Source organism: Streptomyces sp. NPDC006739, assembly GCF_042869815.1.
GTDB lineage: Bacteria > Actinomycetota > Actinomycetes > Streptomycetales > Streptomycetaceae > Streptomyces.
Genome location: NZ_JBIAGM010000011.1, coordinates 43,719 through 63,828, shown reverse-complemented (window position 1 = coordinate 63,828; position 20,110 = coordinate 43,719). Strand labels below are relative to the sequence as shown.

The following is a 20,110-nucleotide window of genomic DNA, read 5'->3' as shown; positions in this document are numbered from 1 at the left end:
CCTCGGGACGGGTTACCGGCAGACGGCCGCGTAAGCGGTGAACTCCCCCTGCCAGCGCGTTAGATTGGCTCGCTGATGGTGGACGGAACGGCTGGTCAGGGAGCAGGAGCGATGGAGAGCGACGGGACGCGGGACGCGCGGGGCACGCATGCGAACCCGGTGCCCCGCCCGGCGGCGCCGCACGGCATGCCCGCGGCGCCCCACGAAGCCCCCCCGATGCCGCCCCGGCCCGCCGGGCCGCCGGGGGTGCCGCCGCTGCCGGACGGCTCCGCGTTCCTGAGCTGGCTGCGCGCGCCCCGCCCGGAGGCGGCGCCCGGCGTATGGCGCTTCGGCTACCGGCCCCGGCCGGAGCGGGAGCCCGAGCAGATCCCGGCCCGGCAGCTGCTGAGCGGGGCGCTCATCGCGTTCCTGGTGGGCTGGCTGGTCTGGTCGCTGCTGTGGAACGGCTACCTCGGCGGCTGGTGGGTGGTGCCCCTCGAACTGTTCACCCCGGACTCCTGGCGGCACAGCGGTGACCGCGTCGGCAACGCCTTCCTCTGGTACGGCTACTACATCCTGATCGCCGCCGCGATCATGCTCGTCGTCGGCCGCCTGGGCCGCTGGGGCGAGGTCTGGCGCCGCTACGGCCCGCCCGCCTGGCTCGCCGCCGCCCCCGACGCCGAACGCCCGCCCGCCCCCGAGCAGGATCTCGCCGAGTGGCCCCAGCTGCGGCAGGCCGGCGCCCACGACGCCGCCGACCGGCTCGCCGCCGAGGCGAAGGCCGGGCTGATGCGGGACGTGGACCACGCCCGGATCTCCCGCGCCTGGCAGGGTGTGCGCAACGGCCGGCACAGCATGGCCGCCTTCACCGGTGCCGTGCTCAGCGAGGGCGCCGCCGCCTGTCTGCACCCCTCCGGGGAGCGCGACCTGCCCGCCCGGCACGCCCGGCACGACCTGCTCACCGGGCAGGTACGGCTCGGCACCACCGCCGACGACCCCCGCAACCCCTACCACTACCGGGGCGCCGGGCTCGCCCTCGGCCCCGAACTGCTCGGCACCTCGCTGCTCGCCGTCGGCCCGGCCGGCTCCGGGAAGACCGGCACCCTGGTCCGGCCGCTCGCCGAGTCGCTGTGCCTGCACGCGCTGGCCGGCCGGGCCGCCGTCGTGGTGGTCGGCGCGGCCGGCGCGGGGCTCGGCCCCGCCGAGTCGTACGACGTCGTCGTCCGCATCGGCCACCCCGAGTCGGTCTACGACCTCGACCTGTACGGCGGCACCACCGACCCGGACGAGGCCGCCGCCATACTGGCCGAAGCCCTCGTCGGCGACCTCACCGACCCGCACCCCGGCAGCGACAGCCGCCGCTCCACCACCGTCCTCGCCCAGCTCCTGGGGCCCTTCCGGGCGGTCCACGACCGCTTCCCCTCCGTCCCCGAGCTGCGCCAGCTCCTCGACGGCACCCCCGGCCCGCTGGCCGCCCTGCGCCAGGCACTCGCCGACACCGGCCACGAGCCGCTGATCCGGGAACTCGACGCGCGGCAACGCCAGATGGGGCAGCCGGGCGACATCGGGGCGGTGCTGGCCGACCGGATCGCCCTGCTCGACCGGCCCGCCTTCGCCGGGTTCTTCGACACCTCCGGGCAGTCCCGGCCGTTCTCGCTCAAGGCCCTCGACCATCCGGTGCGGGTCCGTGTCGACCTGCCCGAGCGCGGGCACGCGGACGCCTCGCGGATCCTGGCCCGGCTGGTCCTCGCGCAGTTCACGGCGGGTGTGACGGTACGGGAGGACCGGTCGCTGTTCGCCTGCCTGGTGCTGGACGACGCCAGCGGGGTCGTGACGCCGGAAGCGGTGCGGGCGCTCCAGCGGCTGCGGTCGGCGGGCGCCGGGGCGGTGCTGACGCTGCGCACCCTGGACGACGTACCCCGGCCGCTGCGCGGACCGCTGCTGGGCGCCACCGGATGCCGGATGGCGCTGTCCGGACTCACCCCGTGGGACGGACAGGACTTCGCGGAGGTCTGGGGCAAGGAGTGGATCGAGGCGCGGGACGTCACCGACCGGCAGATCATCGCCGAGACCCCGGCCGGCAAGGCGCTGCACGCCGTGCGCCGGGTGATCACCGGCAAGGCGCCGACCGCCCGGGCCGTCACCGTCCGCCAGGTCGAACGGGAACGCTGGTCCGCCTCCGAACTGGCGCACGGGGTACCGCCCGGGCACGCGGTGCTGTCGCTGACGAGCGTGAAGGGTGAGCACGCCCCGCCGCTGCTGGTGGACCTGCGGGGCTGAGGGCGGTCGTACGGTCACCGCGGGACCGCCGCGAGCCCCCCACGGGACCGTACGGTGAGGCAGAATCGGCACAGGCCGTTCATACGCGACGGCCAAATGATCACAGAGATCACACCCACCTGAAGGCCTCATGCCACCCACGCTCGCCTCGCTCGTCCACCACTCCGCGCTCAAGCTCACCGTGCGCGCGGGCGAGGACCGTCTCGACGTGCCCGTCCGCTGGGCGCACGTGAGCGAGCTGGCCGACCCCGTGCCCTACATGGAGGGCGGGGAACTGCTCCTGATCACCGCGCTCAAGCTGGACGCGGAGGACCCCGAGGCGATGCGCCGCTACGTGAGGCGGCTGTCCGGCGCCGGCGTCGTCGGACTCGGCTTCGCCGTCGGCGTCAACTACGAGGAGATCCCCAAGGCGCTCGTCGAGGCGGCGGAACGCGAGGGGCTGCCGCTGCTGGAGGTACCGCGCCGCACCCCGTTCCTCGCCATCAGCAAGGCCGTGTCGGCCGCGATCGCGGCCGACCAGTACCGGGCGGTGACCGCGGGCTTCGCCGCCCAGCGCGAGCTGACCAAACAGGCGCTGAGCGCCGGCCCGGAGGGGCTGCTCGCCGCGCTCGCCGCGCAGGTCGACGGCTGGGCGGCGCTCTACGACGCCTCGGGCGCTGTCGTCGCCACCGCACCCGAGTGGGCCGGCCGCAGGGCGGCACGGCTCGTCCCGGACGTGGAGCGGCTGCGGGAGCGACCCGCGCCCGCCTCCTCGGTGGTCGGCGGACCGGACAACGAGGACCGGGTCGAACTGCACACCCTGGGCACCGGGCGACGGCCGAGGGCGGCGCTCGCCGTGGGCACCGCCGCGCCCCTCGGCACCGCCGAGCGGTACGCCGTGCACTCCGCCATCGCCCTGCTCACCCTCACCACCGAACGCTCCCGCTCCCTGCAGGCGGCCGAGCAGCGGATCGGCGCCGCCGTGCTGCGCATGCTGCTCGCCGGACAGCCGGACCACGCGCGGGCCGTCGCCGGGGACCTGTACGGCGGACTGCTCGACGCCCCCTTCCGGATGATCCTCGCCGAGTCGGCGCCCGGGTCGGCCGCCACCCGCATGCACGCCGACGCGCACGCGCGGGTGCCCGCGGGCAAGCCCGCCCCCGCCGCCGGGCCGGGCGCCGCCGGGCCGGGCGCCGCCGGCGCGGGCGGCGATCCGCTGGGGGGCCTGACGGAGACCGTGGAGTCGGCCGCCGCCCGCGCCGGCGAGGCCGTCCTCGTGGTCCCGGAGGGGGAGCGGCTGGTGGTCCTGGCCGCCGACGGGGGAGCGGCGGCTGCCGCCTGTGCCGAGTACGCGGCGGCGCTGGAGGCGGCCCGGGCCGTACCCGAGGAGACCGCCGTGCCGGAGGACGAGCTGGTCGTCGGGCTGTCGGCGCCGGCCGGGCCGATCGCCGCGGCCGCCGCGTACAAGCAGGCCGAACAGGCGCTGTCGGTGGCCCGGCGCAGGGGCCGGGTCTGCGTGGAGCACGAGCAGCTGGCATCGGGGTCGGTGCTGCCGCTGCTCGCGGACGACGCGGTGAAGGCCTTCGCGGACAGTCTGCTGCGGGCGCTGTACGAGCACGACGCCACCGGGCGGGGGGACCTCGTGGCCTCCCTGCGGGCCTGGCTGTCCCGGCACGGCCAGTGGGACGCGGCGGCGGCGGACCTGGGGGTGCACCGGCACACGCTGCGGTACCGGATGCGCAGGGTCGAGGAGATCCTGGGGCGGTCGCTGGACGACCCCGACGTGCGGATGGAGCTGTGGCTGGCGCTGAAGGCGACCTCGGCGGAGTGAGCCCGGCCGGGGGGCCGGCCCTTCGGCTCCCACCCTGCCGAAGCGGCGCACTCCCCGCCCCCACCACTACGCTCCGGACAAGCGACCCCCGGCCGTCGCGCGCCTACCGTGGACCCGAACGCAGGAAAGCAACGCACACCCCCTACGCGGAAGGGCCGGGACTCCCTATGACTTCCACCCACGCCTTCTGGCTCGCCGGCCGCCAGGTCACCGGCGAGGACACCTTCGACGTCACCTCCCCGTGGGACGGCAGCCTGGTCGGCGAGGTGAGCGTGCCGACGGACGCCCAGGTCGAGGAGGCCGTGGCCGCCGCGTACGCCGTACGGGACGAGTTCGCCGCCACCCCCGCCCATGTCCGCGCCGCCGCCCTCGACCACGTCAGCAGGCGACTGGCCGAGCGCACCGAGGAGATCGCCCGGCTGATCTCCGCCGAGAACGGCAAGCCGCTCAAGTGGGCCCGGGGCGAGGTCGGCCGTGCCGTCTCCGTGTTCCGGTTCGCCGCCGAGGAGGCCCGGCGGTTCAACGGCGGCGAGGCCCAGCGGCTCGACACCGACGCCGGCGGCCAGGGCCGGCTCGCGCTGACCCGCCGTTTCCCGAAGGGCGTCGTCCTCGGCATCGCGCCGTTCAACTTCCCGCTGAACCTGTGCGCCCACAAGGTCGCCCCGGCCATCGCCGCCGGTGCGCCCATCATCCTCAAGCCGGCGCCCGCCACCCCGCTGTCCGGCCTGGTGCTCGGCGAGCTGCTCGCCGAGACCGAACTGCCCGCCGGGTCCTGGAGCATCCTTCCGGTCGCCAACGACCGCATGCCCGCCCTCGTCCAGGACGAGCGGCTGCCGGTGATCTCCTTCACCGGGTCCGAGAAGGTCGGCTACGCGATCATGGACTCGGTGCCGCGCAAGCACTGCACCCTGGAACTCGGCGGCAACGGCGCGGCACTGGTGCTGGCCGACTTCGCCTCCGACGCGGACGTCGACTGGGCCGCCACCCGCATCGCCACCTTCTCCAACTATCAGGGCGGCCAGTCCTGCATCTCGGTGCAGCGCGTGATCGCCGACACCTCCGTCTACGACCGTCTGCTGCCGCGCATCGTCGCCGCCGTCGAGGCCCAGGTCACCGGTGACCCGAGCGACGACAAGACCGACGTCGGGCCGCTGGTCAGCGAGGACGCCGCCCGGCGCGTGGAAGCGTGGGTGAAGGAGGCGGTCGAGGCCGGCGCCACCCTGCTCACCGGCGGCGACCGCGACGGCGCCTCCTACGCGCCGACCGTCCTCACCGACGTGCCGGCCGATGTGACCCTCTCCTGCGAGGAGGTCTTCGGTCCGGTCCTCACCGTGCAGCGGGTGGACGGCGAGGCCGCGGCCTTCGCCGCCGCCAACGACTCCAAGTACGGCCTCCAGGCGGGCGTGTTCACCCACGACCTGCAGGTTGCCTTCCGCGCCCACCGGGCGCTGGAGGTCGGCGGTGTCGTCATCGGCGACGTGCCGTCCTACCGGGCCGACCAGATGCCGTACGGCGGTGCCAAGCAGTCCGGCGTGGGCCGCGAGGGCGTGAAGTTCGCGATGGACGACTACACGTACGAGCGGGTGCTGGTCCTGACCGGCCTCGCCCTCTGAGCGGTCCGCTCTCTCCGCTCTCCTCGAGCCCGAAGGGGCCCGGCACCGGTGCCTTCCGGTGCCGGGCCCCTTCTTGGTGCCGCCTTCCCCGGACCCTCAACCGGAGAAGCCGACGTGCGCGAGCCGCAGCGGGCCGCGCAGTCTGAGGTGCACGTCGTGCACGCCCTCGGCGACGATCCCGGCGCCGAGCGTGCTGTAGGCGTAGGGACCGGAGCCGGAGGCGAGCGTCAGGACCGCCAGCGCCGGACCGCCGTCCAGGGACAGCTCGACCTCGCCCCCGCCCGCCAGTCGCGCGCTCACCTCCGTCACTCCGGCGCCGAAGTCGCAGCCCCGGTAGACCAGTTCACCGCTTTCTCCGTGCACCGGGGTCACCGCGTCGCCCGCCTCCTTCGTACGGTCGACGATGGCGATCCCGGACTGCTCGTCGAAGTCGGCCGCCGCCAGGCCGTGCCGCAGCACGGCGCGTGGCGTCGGGGCCCCGCCGTCGAGGTGGACCGTCGTCCGCAGTCGCACGTCCTCGCTGGACGCGCCGGCCAGCAGCTCGTACGGCCCCTCCTCCAGCAGCCACCGGCCCTGCGCCACGTCCCAGAACTCGAAGGCGGACAGCGGGACTTCGAAGCCCAGCTCGGCCCGCTCGCCGGGCGCGAGCGTGACCCGGCGGTGCGCCAGCAGCTCGCGGCGCGGCCGGACCACCGACGGGTCCACGGCACGGGCGTAGAGCTGGGCGACCTCGTCCGCCGTGACATCACCGGTGTTGGTGACCGTGAACGACACACGCGCCGTGCCGCCCTCGACGCTCACGGCGAGGCCCGCGTAGGCGAAGGACGCGTAGGACAGGCCGTGGCCGAAGGGGAAGAGCGGTACGCCCTCGAAGTACAGGTAGGTCTGGCGGCCGCCGATCACGTCGTAGTCGAGCAGGTCCGGCAGGTCGGCGTCGGCCGCGTACCAGGTCTGCGGCAGACGTCCGGCCGGGGAGACGTCACCGGCCAGCACCCGGGCCAGGGCGGTGCCCGCCGCCTGCCCGCCGTGCGCGGTCCACAGCACGGCGGGCAGCCGCGTCACGTCCACCGCGTACGGGTACGCCGACACCAGGACCAGCACGGTGTTCGGGTTCGCGGCGCGCGCGGCGCGCAGCAGCCGCTCCTGGTGGGCGGGCAGGCCCAGGGTCGTACGGTCCTCGGTCTCCCGGCCGTTGATGTGCGGGTCGTTGCCCGCGACCACCACGACCACGTCGGCCTGCCCGGCCACCCGGCTCACCGCCTCCTCGCCCCGCTCGGCGAAGACCACCTCGAAGATCTCCGGGTCCTGCCCGGCAACCCGCACGCCGTCGGCGGCGACTGAGACGTGGCGGCCGGTGCCGAGATGCCTGAGGAGGTGACCGTTCCCGTGCGGTTCGAGCCGGAAGGTCTCCTGCACGACCCAGCCGCCGGGCTGGTCGGCGGAGGCGCGCACCCGGCCGTCGTCGGCGACCGAGAGGTAGCGCCCGTCGGGGGCGCGCAGCGTCAGCACGCCCTCGCCCCAGTCGACCAGCGCGAACTCGGTGCCGGTGGCGTCGGTGGTGAGCGGGGGCAGGTCGGTGCGGCCGGCCAGCAGGGCGGGGTCGAGGGCGCCCGCGGCGCCGCGCACCTCGTCCGGCGCCTCGGGGGCGGGCGGTACGTGCAGGAACGTACCGGCGGCGGTCTTCAGCAGGACCCGGTCCACGCCCTCCGCGAACTCCACCCGCTGCGCGCCGAAGCGCTCGTACAGGCCCTCCAGCGGAGTGGACCTGTGGATCAGGCTGCCGCTGTACCAGTCGAGCTTGCACTCGTCGGCGAGCAGGCCGACCACGGCGACGCGGGTGTCGGGGGCCAGCGGCAGCAGTTCGTCGTTCTTCAGCAGGACCAGCGCCTGCTCGGCGCTCTCCCGGGCGAGCGCCCGGTGCGCCGGGGTGTCGAACTCGCCGGTGCCCAGGTGCGGGTCGTGGTGCGGGTCGAACTCGCCGAGCCGGAAACGGACCGAGAGCTGGCGGCGGACGGCGGTGTCGATGTCGGACTCGGTCAGCAGGCCGCGTTCCAGGGCCCCGTGCAGCCGGGCGGTGATCGTCGAGCCGTCCGTGCCGTGGTCGGTGAAGCTGTCGACACCGGCCAGCAGGGAGGCGGCCGTGGCCTCCTCATGGGTGTCGAAGTAGTGTTCCAGATCGACCAGGTTGGACGGCGCGCTCGCGTCCGAGCAGACCAACAGGTCCTCCTCGGTCCAGACGCGCAGGTGTTCGCGCAGAAGCGGGGAGACGTGGTTGGGGCGGCCGTTGACCAGGTTGTAGGCGGGCATCACACCGGCCACCGCGCCCGCCTCCACGGTCTCCTTGAAGGCCCGCAGGTCGTACTCGCGCAGCACGCGCGGCCGGACCGAACTCGACGTGACGGCCCGGTCCGTCTCGTTGTTGTGGGCCAGCCAGTGCTTGAGGACCGGCGCGGTGCGCCAGTACGTCGGATGGTCGCCGCGCAGACCGCGCGTGTACGCGGTGGCGATCGCCGAGGTCAGCTTCGGGTCCTCCGAGTAGCCCTCCTCGTTGCGGCCCCACAGCGGATGGCGCAGCAGGTTCACGGTCGGCGACCAGACGTTCAGGCCGACGCGCTCGTCGCGGGCGCGCATCGCCCGGACCTCCCTGGACACCGCCTCCCCGACCCGGCGGACCAGCTCCGGGTTCCAGGTCGCGCCGAGGCCGACCGCCTGCGGGAACACCGTCGCCGGGCCCATCCAGCCCACGCCGTGCAGCGCCTCCTGGCCGGTGCGGAAGGCGGCGATGCCCAGTCGCTCGACGGCGGGCGCGAACTGGTGCAGGAAGGAGACCTTCTCGTCCAGGGTGAGCCGTGCCAGGAGATCGTCGATGCGCTTCGCGAACGGCAGATGCGAATCGCGGAAAGGCGGCGTGGGCGGCGTTGGGTCGGTCACGGGCAGTTCCCCTTGCGATGGAGCGACGAGGCGCTTTCGAAGCGCTTCGATGCTCATTCGCCCACCGGTGAGGTGTCAAGCCACTACGACGAAAGACCTTCGACTTCTCGCCGACACCTCAAGGGGTAGAGGCTGCCCGGGGGTTCCGTGACACAACCGGGGAATCTTGGAAGCGACCCTTGTGCACCCCCAGGTGTTCACTTAACCTCGCAGCAACATCGAAGCGCTTCGACTCAGCCTTCAGGGTGTCGGCGGACCGCTTCGGCTCAGCCAGTTCCACTCGAGACACCGCAGCCGACGGCCTCCCGCCGGGTGTCCTGGTGCGCCATGAAGGGTTGACGCAATGACGCCGAACGCCTCCTCCGCCTCCTCTCCCAGCCGGAGAAGCTTCCTCGCCTCGACCGCGGTCGCCGCCGTGGCCGTGGCCGGGGGGATGCCCCTGCTGACCGCCTGCGGCGGCTCGGACAGCGGCTCGGGCGGGGGCAGCAGCGCGGGCAAGGGCGCCAAGAAGCTGCTCCCGTCGTACGTGGCCAGCAACGTGGTGACCCCGGACATCCCCTCCAAGAACGGCTCCCCGATCGGCTTCACCGCCAAGCTCGACCTGGCGACCCTGAAGACCTCCGTCCCCAAGAAGCTCGGCAAGGGCGGCAAGATCACCGTCATGTCGCCGTTCTGGGGCTCACCGCCCAAGCAGAACAACGCCTACTACCAGGCGATGAACGACATGATCGGCGTCGACGTCGTCTGGCAGAACCAGGACGGCAACACCTACGACCAGAAGCTCGGCGCGGTCCTCGCCTCCAGCGACGTACCGGACGTCGTGGTCGTCCCGAGCTGGAACATGGGCGGCAAGATACCCACCGCCATCATCAGCAAGTTCGCCGACCTGGGCCCCTACCTCGCCGGGGACGCGGTCAAGGAGTACCCGAACCTCGCCGCCATCCCGACCGACGCCTGGCAGCGCTGCATCATCGGCGGCAAGCTGCGCGGCCTGCCGATGCCCCAGTCGTACGTCACCGGCATCGTGCCCCTCTACCGCAAGGACCTCTTCGACAAGCAGGGTTACCAGGTCCCGCGCTCCGCGGACGAGTTCATGTCCCTCGCCAAGGAGATCACCAACGCCAAGGCCAAGCGCTGGGCCTGCCTGGACATGAAGTGGACCGCCTGGCAGATGTTCGGTGTGCTCTCCGGCAGCGAGAAGCCGCTCGGCTGGAACCTCGTCGACGGCAAGATGATCAACCGCGTCGAGACCGACGAGTACCTCGAAGCGCTGGAGTGGACCCGCAAGCTCTTCGCCGCCGGTGTCGTGCACCCGGACGCGATGATGGGCAAGAACGCCCCCGACCCGGGCCCCAAGTTCGCGGCCGGCGAGTTCCTGATCTACTCCAACAACATCACCCAGTGGTGGGGCCGCACCGCCGAACAGGCCACCCAGAACCCCTCCTTCAAGATCTGGGGCATGGACGTCTACGGCCACGACGGCGGCGACCCGACGGTCTGGGCCGAACAGCCGGCCGGGATCTTCGCCTTCATCAACAAGAAGGCCTCGCAGTCGGTGATCCGGGACGCGCTGGCGGTCGCCAACGTCACCGCCGCGCCGTACGGCACCAAGGAGTACATGGCCACCAACTACGGTGTCCAGGGCGCCGACTACACCGTCAAGAACGGTGTGCCCGTCAAGACCAACCAGGGCAACAACGAGGTCTCCAACGCCTACGTCATGATCGCGAGCCCGGCCGCCACCGTCGCCCACCCCGACTTCCCCGACGTCGCCAAGGCACAGGTCGAGTGGCAGCAGCGGATGGGTGGTTTCACCAAGAAGTCCAGCTTCTACGGCCAGATGATCACCGAGCCGTCCCGCTACACCAACCTCAGCAACGACTTCGAGCAGCTGGAGGACGACATCACGCGCGGCCGCAAGAAGATCAGCGACATGCAGCAGGCCGTCGCCGACTGGAAGTCCAAGGGCGGCGACAAGCTGCGCGACTGGTACAAGAAGCTGCTCGACGAGAACGGCACGGCGGCGGGCTGAGGCGAGGCACGAGGCGAGGAGAACGGCCGTGTCCCACAGCACGGTGCCTCGGAGCAGGGCCGAGGCCGAGACGACGGGGAAGACCCCGGGGGCGTCCGGGGACGCCACCGGCTCCGGGAGGAAACGACACCCCGGCAAGCTGAGCCTGCGGCTCAGGTTCAGACGCGACCGTGTGCTGCTCCTGATGACGCTGCCGGCGGTCCTGCTCATCCTGGTCTTCAACTATCTGCCGATCCTCGGCAACATCGTCGCCTTCCAGGACTACGACCCGTACGTCAGCGACAACGGCATCGTCTCGATGCTGCACAGCGCCTGGGTCGCCCTGGACAACTTCCAGCAGATGTTCGGGGACTCCGCGTTCTGGAACGCGGTCAAGAACACCCTGGTGCTGTTCCTCCTCCAGCTCGTGCTGTTCTTCCCGGTCCCGATCCTGCTCGCGCTGCTGATCAACAGCGTGATCCGGCCCAGGGTGCGGGCCGTCGCGCAGGCGGTCCTGTACCTGCCGCACTTCTTCTCCTGGGTGCTGGTCATCGCCGTCTTCCAGCAGATCTTCGGCGGCGCCGGGGTGCTGTCGCAGGTGCTGCGCCGGCACGGGTACAACGGGCTGGACATCATGACCAACCCGTCCACCTTCAAGTTCCTCGTCACGGCGGAGGGGATCTGGAAGGACGCGGGCTGGGGGATCATCATCTTCCTCGCCGCGCTGGCCTCGGTGAGCCCCGACCTGTACGAGGCCGCGGCGATGGACGGAGCCGGGCGCTGGCGCCGCATGTGGCACGTCACCCTGCCCGCGCTGCGCCCGGTGATCGCCCTGCTGCTGGTGCTGCGGGTGGGGGACGCGCTGACCGTCGGCTTCGAACAGATCCTGCTCCAGCGCGACGCCGTCGGACCCGGCGCGGCGGAGGTCCTCGACACCTTCGTGTGGTGGAACGGCGTCCGCAACCAGGACTTCGGCTACGCGGCCGCCGCCGGTCTGATCAAGGGCGTGGTCAGCCTCGGTCTGGTCCTCGCCGCGAACAAGGTGGCCCATCTCATGGGCGAGCAGGGGGTGTACAAGAAGTGACCGCCGTCATCGGCAAAGCCGTCACCGACCCGTCCGAGCGGGCACCCCGCTGGTGGGAGGCCCCGCCCCGGCCGGTGTGGGAGGAGGAGCCCGGCAAGGCCGGGGTCGCGGGCAAGGGGCTCGTCCTCACCCTGGCCTGTCTGGGCGTCCTGTTCCCGCTGTGGATCATCGTCGTCACGAGTCTGTCCTCGCGCAGGACCATCGACGAGGCGGGCGGTCTGGTGATGGTGCCCAAGGGCATCACGTTCGTCGCCTACCGGGAACTGCTCAGCGGCGGCCAGGTGACCCGGGCCACGGTCATCAGCGTCCTCATCACCCTGGTCGGCACGGCGTTCTCGATGTCGGTGTCGGTGCTGTGCGCCTACGGCCTCTCCCGTATCGGTTCCCTCGGCCACCGCGGGATCCTGATGCTGCTGATGGCGACCATGTTCTTCAGCGCCGGGCTCATCCCGACGTACCTGCTCGTGCAGTCCCTGGGCCTGACCGACAGCTACCTCGCGCTGATCCTGCCCAGTGCGATCAGCGTCTTCAACATCCTGGTGCTGCGCGGCTTCTTCATGGGTATCTCGCAGGAACTGATCGACAGCGCGCGCATCGACGGGGCCGGTGACTTCCGGATCCTGTGGCAGATCGTCATACCGCTGTCCCGGGCGGTCCTCGCGGTGATCACCCTGTTCTACGCGGTGGGGTACTGGAGCGCGTGGTTCAACGCCTCCCTGTACCTGAACAACCAGGACATGATGCCGCTGCAGAACGTCATGATCCAGCTCGTGCAGAAGCAGCAGGCCCCGGTGGGGCTCGGCCAGGCGATCAAGACCGGCCAGCTGTCCGGGCTCGCGGTGCAGATGGCGGTGATGGTGATGGCGCTGCTGCCGGTGGCCGTGCTGTCGCCGTTCGTCCAGAAGCACTTCAAGAAGGGGATGCTCACCGGAGCGGTGAAGGGCTGAACTCCGGGCCGGGGTGCCACCGTCGGGGCGCCCCGTGCCCCGGCGGGACGGCAGCCGCCGGAGCCGTCACCCCAGGAGCTTCCCCCTCGCCAGTGCCACGAGGGCCCGACCGGGCCCGGCCCGTCGCAGCGCCGGGCCGTGCCGCCCGCCCCGGCGCACCAACAGCACCGGCACCAGCGCTGAGCATCCAGGACCACGAATCCAACCCACCCCGCGAGGTACCCCATGCACGCCTCCCCCCTGAGCCGCCGAGCCGTCCTCGCCGCAACGGCAGCCGTCGCGGCCGTGAGCGGCCTCCCCGCGATGCCGGGCCGAGCCCAGGCAGCCGAGGAGAACGGCAGCGCGGGCCCCGCCTACCGCTGGCGCACCGCGGTGATAGGCGGTACCGGCTTCGTCACCGGCATCCTCTTCCACCCCACCGTCCCCGGCCTCGCCTACGCCCGCACGGACATCGGCGGCGCGTACCGCTGGGACGCGCGCACCGCCCGCTGGATCCCGCTCACCGACCAGCTGGGCTGGGACGACTGGAACCTGCTCGGCGTGGAGGCCGTCGCCGTCGACCCGGCCCACCCCGACCGCCTCTACCTCGCCCTCGGCACCTACGCCCAGCCCTGGGCCGGCAACGGAGCCGTCCTGCGCTCGGCCGACCGCGGTGCCACCTGGAGCCGTACCGACCTCACCGTGCGGCTCGGCGCCAACGAGGACGGCCGCGGCACCGGCGAACGCCTCCTCGTCGACCCCCGGGACAGCGACACCCTGTGGCTCGGGACCAGACACGACGGCCTGCTCAGGTCCACCGACCGGGGCGCCACCTGGGCGGCGGCCACCGGTTTCCCGCCCACCCCCGGCGCGTCCGGGCAGGGCGTCACCTTCCTGGTCGCCGCCGGTCGTGCCCTCTACGCCGGCTGGGGCGACGCCGACGGCGGCCCGGGCGCCGCCAACCTCTACCGGACCACCGACGGCAGCACCTGGGAAGCCGTCCCCGCACAGCCCGCCGGCACCGCCGCGAAGGTCCCCGTGCGGGCCGCGTACGACCGGCACGCCCGCGAGCTGTACGTGACGTACGCCGACGCCCCCGGCCCGGGCGGCCAGTCCGACGGCAGCGTGCACAAGCTGGCCACCGGCACCGGGAAGTGGACCGAGGTCACGCCCGTGAAGCCCGGCGGGACCACCGCGGACGGCTCCGCCGACACCTTCGGCTACGGCGGTGCCGCGGCCGACGCGTGCCGGCCCGGCACCGTCGTCGTCTCCACCAACAACCGCTGGGCGGACGGCGACACCCTCTACCGGACCACCGACGGCGGCCGCACCTGGACGTCCCTGAAGGACTCCGCCGTCCTGGACGTCTCCGAGACCCCCTTCCTCGACTGGGGGAACGCCCAGCCGAAGTTCGGCTGGTGGATCCAGGCCGTGGCCGTCGACCCCTTCGACTCGCGTCATGTCCTCTACGGCACCGGCGCCACCCTCTACGGCACCCGCGACCTCACCCGCTGGTCCCCGAGGATCCGGGGCCTGGAGGAGACGTCCGTGCGCCAGCTGATCTCGCCCCCCTCCGGCGAGGCCCATCTGATCAGCGGGCTCGGGGACATCGGGGTGATGTACCACGAGCGGCTGACGGCGTCCCCCTCGCGCGGCATGGCCACGAACCCCGTGTTCGCGTCGGCGACGGGACTCGCGCAGGCCGCGGCCAGGCCGTCGTACGTCGCCCGCGCCGGCTTCGGCGACCACGGCAACGGCGCGTACTCGAACGACGGCGGCCGGACCTGGGCGCCCTTCGCGGCCCAGCCCGCCATCGCCAAGGACGCACCCGGGCCGATCGCCACCAACGCCGACGGCAGTGTGCTGCTGTGGTCCTTCGTGCACTGGGACGGCACCAAGTACCCCGCCCAGCGCTCGGCGGACAACGGCACGACCTGGTCCGAGGTCCCCTCCTTCCCGAAGGGAGCCACACCGGTCGCCGACCCGGCCGACCCGACGCTCTTCTACGCGTACGACACCGACACGGGAACGCTGTACGCCAGCACCGACAGCGGCCGGTCGTTCACCGCCCGCGCTGGCGGTCTGCCCTCCGGGGACAGCCAGTTCCAGCTGGCCGCGGCCCCGGGGCGGTCCGGTGACCTGTGGCTCAGCGTGAAGGGGAACGGGCTGTACCGGTCCACCGACGGGGGCGCCGCCTTCACCGGGGTCGCCGGCTGCCGGGCGGCGTACACCCTCGGGTTCGGCAGGGCGGCCCACCGCGGCGGCTACCCGGCCCTCTACCTCGTCGGCTCCACCGGGCCCGGCACCGCCGTGCACCGTTCCGACGACGAGGCGAGGACCTGGGTGCGGATCAACGACGACGCCCACCAGTGGGGCTGGACCGGCCAGGCCGTCACCGGCGACCCGCGCATCCACGGCCGCGTCTACCTCGCCACCAACGGCCGGGGCATCCAGTACGGGGAGCCGGTCTGATGTCCGGGCGCGAGGCGCCCTCGCTGGGCGACGCCACCCGTGGCCGCATCCTCTTCGGCGGCGACTACAACCCGGAGCAGTGGCCCGAGCGGACCTGGCACGAGGACGTCCGGCTGATGAAGGACGCCGGCGTCAACTCGGTGACCATGGGTGTTTTTTCCTGGGCAAAGCTCGAACCCCACCCCGGCGCACGGGAGTTCGGCTGGCTCGACCGGCTGATGGACCTGATGCACGAGAACGGCATCGGTGTCGTCCTCGCCACCCCCACCTCCTCCCCGCCGCCCTGGATGGGCCGTCTCCATCCCGACACCCTGCCCCGGGACGAGGACGGCCGCACCGAGTGGTGGGGCGGCCGGCAGCACTTCTCGCACTCCAGCGCCACCTACCGCCGTTACGCCGCCGCCATCACCGAGGACCTCGCCGCCCGCTACGCCGGCCACCCGGCCCTCACCCTGTGGCACATCAACAACGAGTACTGCACCTACGACTACGGCGACGAGGCCGCCGCCGCCTTCCGCCGCTGGCTGCGCGGCAGGTACGGCACCCTCGACGCCCTGAACACGGCCTGGGGCACCGCCTTCTGGAGCCAGGGCTACGACAGCTGGGACGGCATCCTGCCCCCGCGCCACGCCCACTACCTGAAGAACCCCGCGCAGGTGCTGGACTTCCGGCGCTTCACCTCCGACATGCTCCTGGAGTGCTACACGGCCGAACGCGACATCGTCGCCCGGCACACCCCGCACATCCCGGTCACCACCAACTTCATGCCGCTCTGGTTCGGTCAGGACGCCTGGCGGTGGGCCGAGGAGGAGGACGTCGTCTCCGTCGACCTCTATCCGGATCCGCGCGATCCGCTCGGTGCCCAGCACGGCGCGCTCGTCCAGGACCTGACCCGGTCCCAGGCACGCGGCCCCTGGATGCTGATGGAGCAGGCGGCCGGACCGGTCAACTGGCGGGGCGTGAACCACCCCAAGCCGCGCGGCCTCAACCGCCTCTGGTCCCTCCAGGCGGTCGCCCGGGGCGCGGACGCCGTCTGCTACTTCCAGTGGCGCCAGTCCCGGCAGGGCGCGGAGAAGTTCCACTCCGGCATGGTCAGCCACGCGGGGGAGGAGGGCCGTACCTTCCAGGAGGTCAAGCGGCTCGGCGCCGAACTCGCCCGCCTGGGACCGAAAGTGACGGAACGCCACATCAAGGCCGAGGTGGCCGTCCTGCACGACTGGCACTCCTGGTGGGCCGGCGCCCACGAGGGCCGGCTCTCCACCGAGGCCGGCCTCCCGGCCGTCCTGCACTCCTGGCACCGGGCCCTGTGGGAGTCGAACATCACCGCCGACTTCGCCCACCCCGAGCACGACCTGCGGGCCTACAAGTGCGTGCTCCTGCCGCAGCTCTACCTCCTCACCGACACCGCCGTCGACAACCTCCTCGGTTACGTCCGCGGCGGCGGCACCCTCGTCTGCGGCTTCCTCACCGGCATCGCCGACGAGGACGACCGGGTACGGCCCGGCGGCATGGACCCCCGGCTGCGCGAGCTGTTCGGCATCCGCACGCTGCACGAGTGGTGGCCGCTGGAAGCGGGGGAGAGTGTCGAGTGCGACGGCTTTCGCGCGGCCCTGTGGTCGGAGGAGATCGAGGCCGCCGACACCGTCACCGAGACGATCCCCTACAAGGGCGGGGAACTCGACGGCCTGCCCGCCGTCCTGCGCACGGACCGCGCCTGGTACCTGTCCACGCTCCCCGAACCGGAGGCGCTGCGCGGCCTGCTCGCCCGTATCACCGCCGAGGCGGGCGTCCGGCCGGTGCTCGACGGGCTGCCGGCGGGCGTCGAGGCGGTCCGGCGCGGCGAACTGCTGTTCCTGCTCAACCACGGGCGCGAGCCGGTCACCGTCGAGGTGCCCGGCACCCACCGCGACCTGCTCACCGGGACCGCCGTCACCGGCCGGACCACGCTGGGACGCTACGGAACGGCGGTACTGAAACCATGACGCGCCGAGCCCCCACGCACGAAGCCCCGGGAAAGGGATCCCCGGGACCGGAAGCCGCGACGGGCGAGGCCCCGTCGCACCCGCTCGTGCACGGGACGTGGGAGCCCGTGCCCGCCGCCCGCTGGGAGGACGGCTTCCTCAGCGGAAACGGCCGGCACGGCGCCCTCGTGTTCGGAGACCCGCACGACGTCCGGGTGATCGTCACCCATCACACCCTGGTCCGCCCGGACGGCGGCGCACCCGCCCGCCCGCCCCGGCTGGCCGCCGGACTTCCCGCCCTCCAGGACCGGTTGCTCGCCGGAGACGTCACGGCCGCCGAGTCCTTCACGGACGGCCGCCCGCTGCGATGGGTGCAGCCCTTCCACCCCGCCTTCCAGATCCGGCTGCGCCGCCCGGCCGGCGCACCGCGCGGCTACCGCCGGTCCGTCGACTTCGCCACGGGTGAGGTCACGGCCGCCTGCGACGGCTGGACCAGCCGGGTCTTCGTCTCCCGCGCGGACGACGTCGTCGTCCAGCAGGTCACCGCCCCGGACCTGGGCATCCTCCTCGACCACCGACTGCCCGGCGCGCCCCCGGGCCTGAGCGTGGGACACGGAGCCCTGCTGACCCCCGAGGGCGCCCTGCTCACCCTGCGCGCCCGCTACCCCGGCAGCGACCGCGCCTACACCGGCGTCACCCTCGTCGTCGTCACCGGCGGTACGACCGCCCTCACCACGCCCGGCGTGCGGACCGAGGGCGCGGAATCGGTCCTGCTGCTCACCCGGGTGCGCCGGCACACGGGCGAGCTGGACGTCGTACCGGAGGCCCGGCAGCTGCGGGACCTGTGGGGCGGGGAGTCGTACGAGGCTCTCCTCGCCCGCCACCTCCCCCGGCACCGCACCGCCTACGAGCGCGTCACCCTCGACCTCGCCGCCGATCCGGCCGAACGCGCCCTGCCGGGCTCCGGACTGCTCGCCCGCCCGCGCGGCGCGGCCCTGCTGGAACGGCTCTTCGCGGCCGGCCGCTACCACCTGCTGTCCGCCGCCGGACTGAACCCGCCCCGGCTGACCGGCCTGTGGACCGGCGACTGGGACACCGCCTGGTCCGGAGCGTTCACCCTCGACGCCAATCTCAACCTGCAGACCGCCTCCGCCCCGGCCGCCGCCCTCCCCGAGGTCACCGAGGCACTCGCCGGCTTCATCCGGCGCCAGCTGTCCGACTGGCGGGAGAACGCCGCCGCCGTGTTCGGCGCCCGGGGCGTCGTCGCCCCGGCGCACAGCGACGGCGAGTCCGGGTTCGCGTACCACTTCAGCCGCGAGTACCCGCTGCACCTGTGGACCGCCGGGGCCGACTGGCTGCTCAAACCGCTCGTCGACCACGACGAGATCCGCGGCGCCCACGACCCAGGGACCGCCGCCGCCCTGGCCGAGGTCGCCTCGTTCTACGAGGACTTCCTCACCCGCACCGACGAGGACGGCCGGCTGGCCGTCGTCCCCTCCTACTCGCCCGAGAACCGGCCGGCCAACGGAAGCTGGGGCGCGGTCAACGCGGCCATGGACCTCTCGGCCGCCCGCCACGCCCTGCTCACCGCGGCCCGCTACCACCCCGAACGGGCCGAGGCCTGGCGGGCGTTGGCGGACCGCCTGGCACCCCACCGGATCAACGCCGACGGGGCGTTGGCCGAGTGGGCCTGGCCGGGGCTCGACGACACCTACGACCACCGCCACCTCAGTCACCTCTACGGTGTCTGGCCGCTCGACGAGATCAACCCGTACGACACCCCCCGCCTGGCCGCCGCCGCGCACCGCGCGCTGGAGCTGAGGGGCGCCGAGAACGACTCCGCCCACGGCCATCTGCACCACGCCCTGGTGGCCGCCCGGCTCAGGGACGGCGACCGCGTCGCCCGGGCCCTCGCCCACGTCCTGGACGGCGACTTCTTCCACGCCTCCCTGATGAGCGCGCACTACCCGAACCGTGACGTCTACAACGCGGACGCCGCGCACACCCTGCCGGCCGTCCTCATCGAGATGCTGGTGCAGTCCACCCCCACTCGCCTGGTCCTGCTGCCCGCGCTCCCGGCCGACTGCCCGGCGGGCGAGCTGCGGGGCGTGTGGACCCGGTTCGGCGCCGCCGTCGACCTCACCTGGACCCCCCGGGGCGCGCGAGCCGTCCTGCGCCCCGGGCGCACCCTGCGCGTGGAACTCCACACTTCCTCCGGCGCACAGCCGCTCGACCTCGTCGCCGGAGAAGACCGCGTCCTCACCCTGGGGCCGCGGTGACCCCCACGATTCCCCCCACCCATGGAAGGGACACCATGGCAACAACCCGCACACTCGGCAGGGTCGCCAAGGCCCTGCTGGCCCCCGCCCTGGCCATCGGCGCCACCGTCGGCCTCGCCTCCGCCCCCGCCTCGGCCGCCGTCTGGAACTCCTGCGCGCAGTACGGCAACACGAGCCTGAACGGTTACACCCTGTACAACAACATCTGGGGCTCCGGCGCGGGCAGCCAGTGCATCTGGGCCAACTCCGGCACCAACTGGGGTGTCTGGGCCAACCACCCGAACACCGGCGGCATCAAGTCGTACCCCAACTCCGACAAGGTGATCAACAAGTCGATCACCTCACTCGGTTCGCTGTCCAGCAGCTACAACGTCAGCGTGCCGTCGTCCGGCGCGTACGAGACGGCGTACGACATCTGGGACACCAACCACCAGTACGAGATCATGCTCTGGATGAACAAGACGGGCCCCGTCGGCCCGCTCGGCACCTCGCAGGGCAACGTCACCCTGGGCGGCCACTCCTGGACCGTCTACAAGGGCACCAACGGCTCCAACCAGGTGTTCTCGTTCGTCCGCACCTCCAACTCCGGTTCCGGCACCGTCAACGTCCTGCCGATCCTGAAGTGGATCAAGGACACCAAGGGCTGGTACGGCAACGTGACCATCGGCGACTTCCAGTTCGGCTTCGAGATCACGTCGTCGTCCGGCGGTCTGAACTTCACCGTCAACAGCGAGAGCGTCAGCAGCAGCTGAACACCATGAAGG

11 protein-coding genes are annotated in these 20,110 nt (G+C 72.7%); 10 read left to right on the top strand and 1 reads right to left on the bottom strand.

Annotated features, from left to right (window positions below):
* Positions 1-111 precede the first annotated feature (111 nt).
* From ACFYMM_RS22215 to ACFYMM_RS22205, 3 genes are all read left to right on the top strand, one after another.
* Complete coding sequence (locus ACFYMM_RS22215) at positions 112-2,259, top strand: ATP-binding protein (RefSeq protein ID WP_388389148.1); 2,148 nt, start codon at positions 112-114, stop codon at positions 2,257-2,259.
* 130 nt (positions 2,260-2,389) lie between these two features.
* A complete protein-coding gene (locus ACFYMM_RS22210) occupies positions 2,390-4,069 on the top strand; it encodes a PucR family transcriptional regulator (RefSeq protein ID WP_388389145.1) in 1,680 nt (559 codons plus the stop codon).
* A gap of 167 nt (positions 4,070-4,236) precedes the next feature.
* Positions 4,237-5,682: an aldehyde dehydrogenase family protein gene (locus ACFYMM_RS22205; RefSeq protein ID WP_388389143.1), complete on the top strand. Its 1,446-nt coding sequence runs from the start codon at positions 4,237-4,239 to the stop codon at positions 5,680-5,682.
* 96 nt (positions 5,683-5,778) lie between these two features.
* Here ACFYMM_RS22205 and ACFYMM_RS22200 read toward each other — a convergent pair whose 3' ends face one another.
* Positions 5,779-8,613, bottom strand: coding sequence for a glycoside hydrolase family 3 C-terminal domain-containing protein (locus ACFYMM_RS22200; protein ID WP_388389140.1), 2,835 nt, complete (start codon positions 8,611-8,613; stop codon positions 5,779-5,781).
* 343 nt (positions 8,614-8,956) lie between these two features.
* Between ACFYMM_RS22200 and ACFYMM_RS22195 the strand changes: the two genes are divergently transcribed.
* From ACFYMM_RS22195 to ACFYMM_RS22165, 7 genes are all read left to right on the top strand, one after another.
* Complete coding sequence (locus tag ACFYMM_RS22195; protein WP_388389138.1) at positions 8,957-10,645, top strand: extracellular solute-binding protein; 1,689 nt, start codon at positions 8,957-8,959, stop codon at positions 10,643-10,645.
* A gap of 28 nt (positions 10,646-10,673) precedes the next feature.
* Positions 10,674-11,708 carry an ABC transporter permease gene (locus tag ACFYMM_RS22190; protein ID WP_388389136.1) on the top strand — a complete coding sequence of 345 codons (1,035 nt, stop codon included), beginning with the start codon at positions 10,674-10,676 and terminating at the stop codon, positions 11,706-11,708.
* Positions 11,705-12,655 carry a carbohydrate ABC transporter permease gene (locus ACFYMM_RS22185; RefSeq protein ID WP_388389134.1) on the top strand — a complete coding sequence of 317 codons (951 nt, stop codon included), beginning with the start codon at positions 11,705-11,707 and terminating at the stop codon, positions 12,653-12,655. Before ACFYMM_RS22190 ends, ACFYMM_RS22185 begins: the two co-directional genes overlap by 4 nt.
* 225 nt (positions 12,656-12,880) lie before the next feature.
* Positions 12,881-15,106: a 1,4-beta-glucanase gene (locus ACFYMM_RS22180; protein ID WP_388389132.1), complete on the top strand. Its 2,226-nt coding sequence runs from the start codon at positions 12,881-12,883 to the stop codon at positions 15,104-15,106.
* Positions 15,106-17,088, top strand: coding sequence for a beta-galactosidase (locus ACFYMM_RS22175; protein ID WP_388389130.1), 1,983 nt, complete (start codon positions 15,106-15,108; stop codon positions 17,086-17,088). The genes ACFYMM_RS22180 and ACFYMM_RS22175 overlap by 1 nt, the downstream gene beginning before the upstream one ends.
* 86 nt (positions 17,089-17,174) lie before the next feature.
* A complete protein-coding gene (locus ACFYMM_RS22170) occupies positions 17,175-19,346 on the top strand; it encodes a glycoside hydrolase N-terminal domain-containing protein (protein ID WP_388389127.1) in 2,172 nt (723 codons plus the stop codon).
* Positions 19,347-19,381: 35 nt separating this feature from the next.
* Entirely contained in the window at positions 19,382-20,098 is a 717-nt protein-coding gene (locus tag ACFYMM_RS22165; protein WP_388389125.1) for a hypothetical protein, read from the top strand.
* Positions 20,099-20,110: the final 12 nt, after the last annotated feature.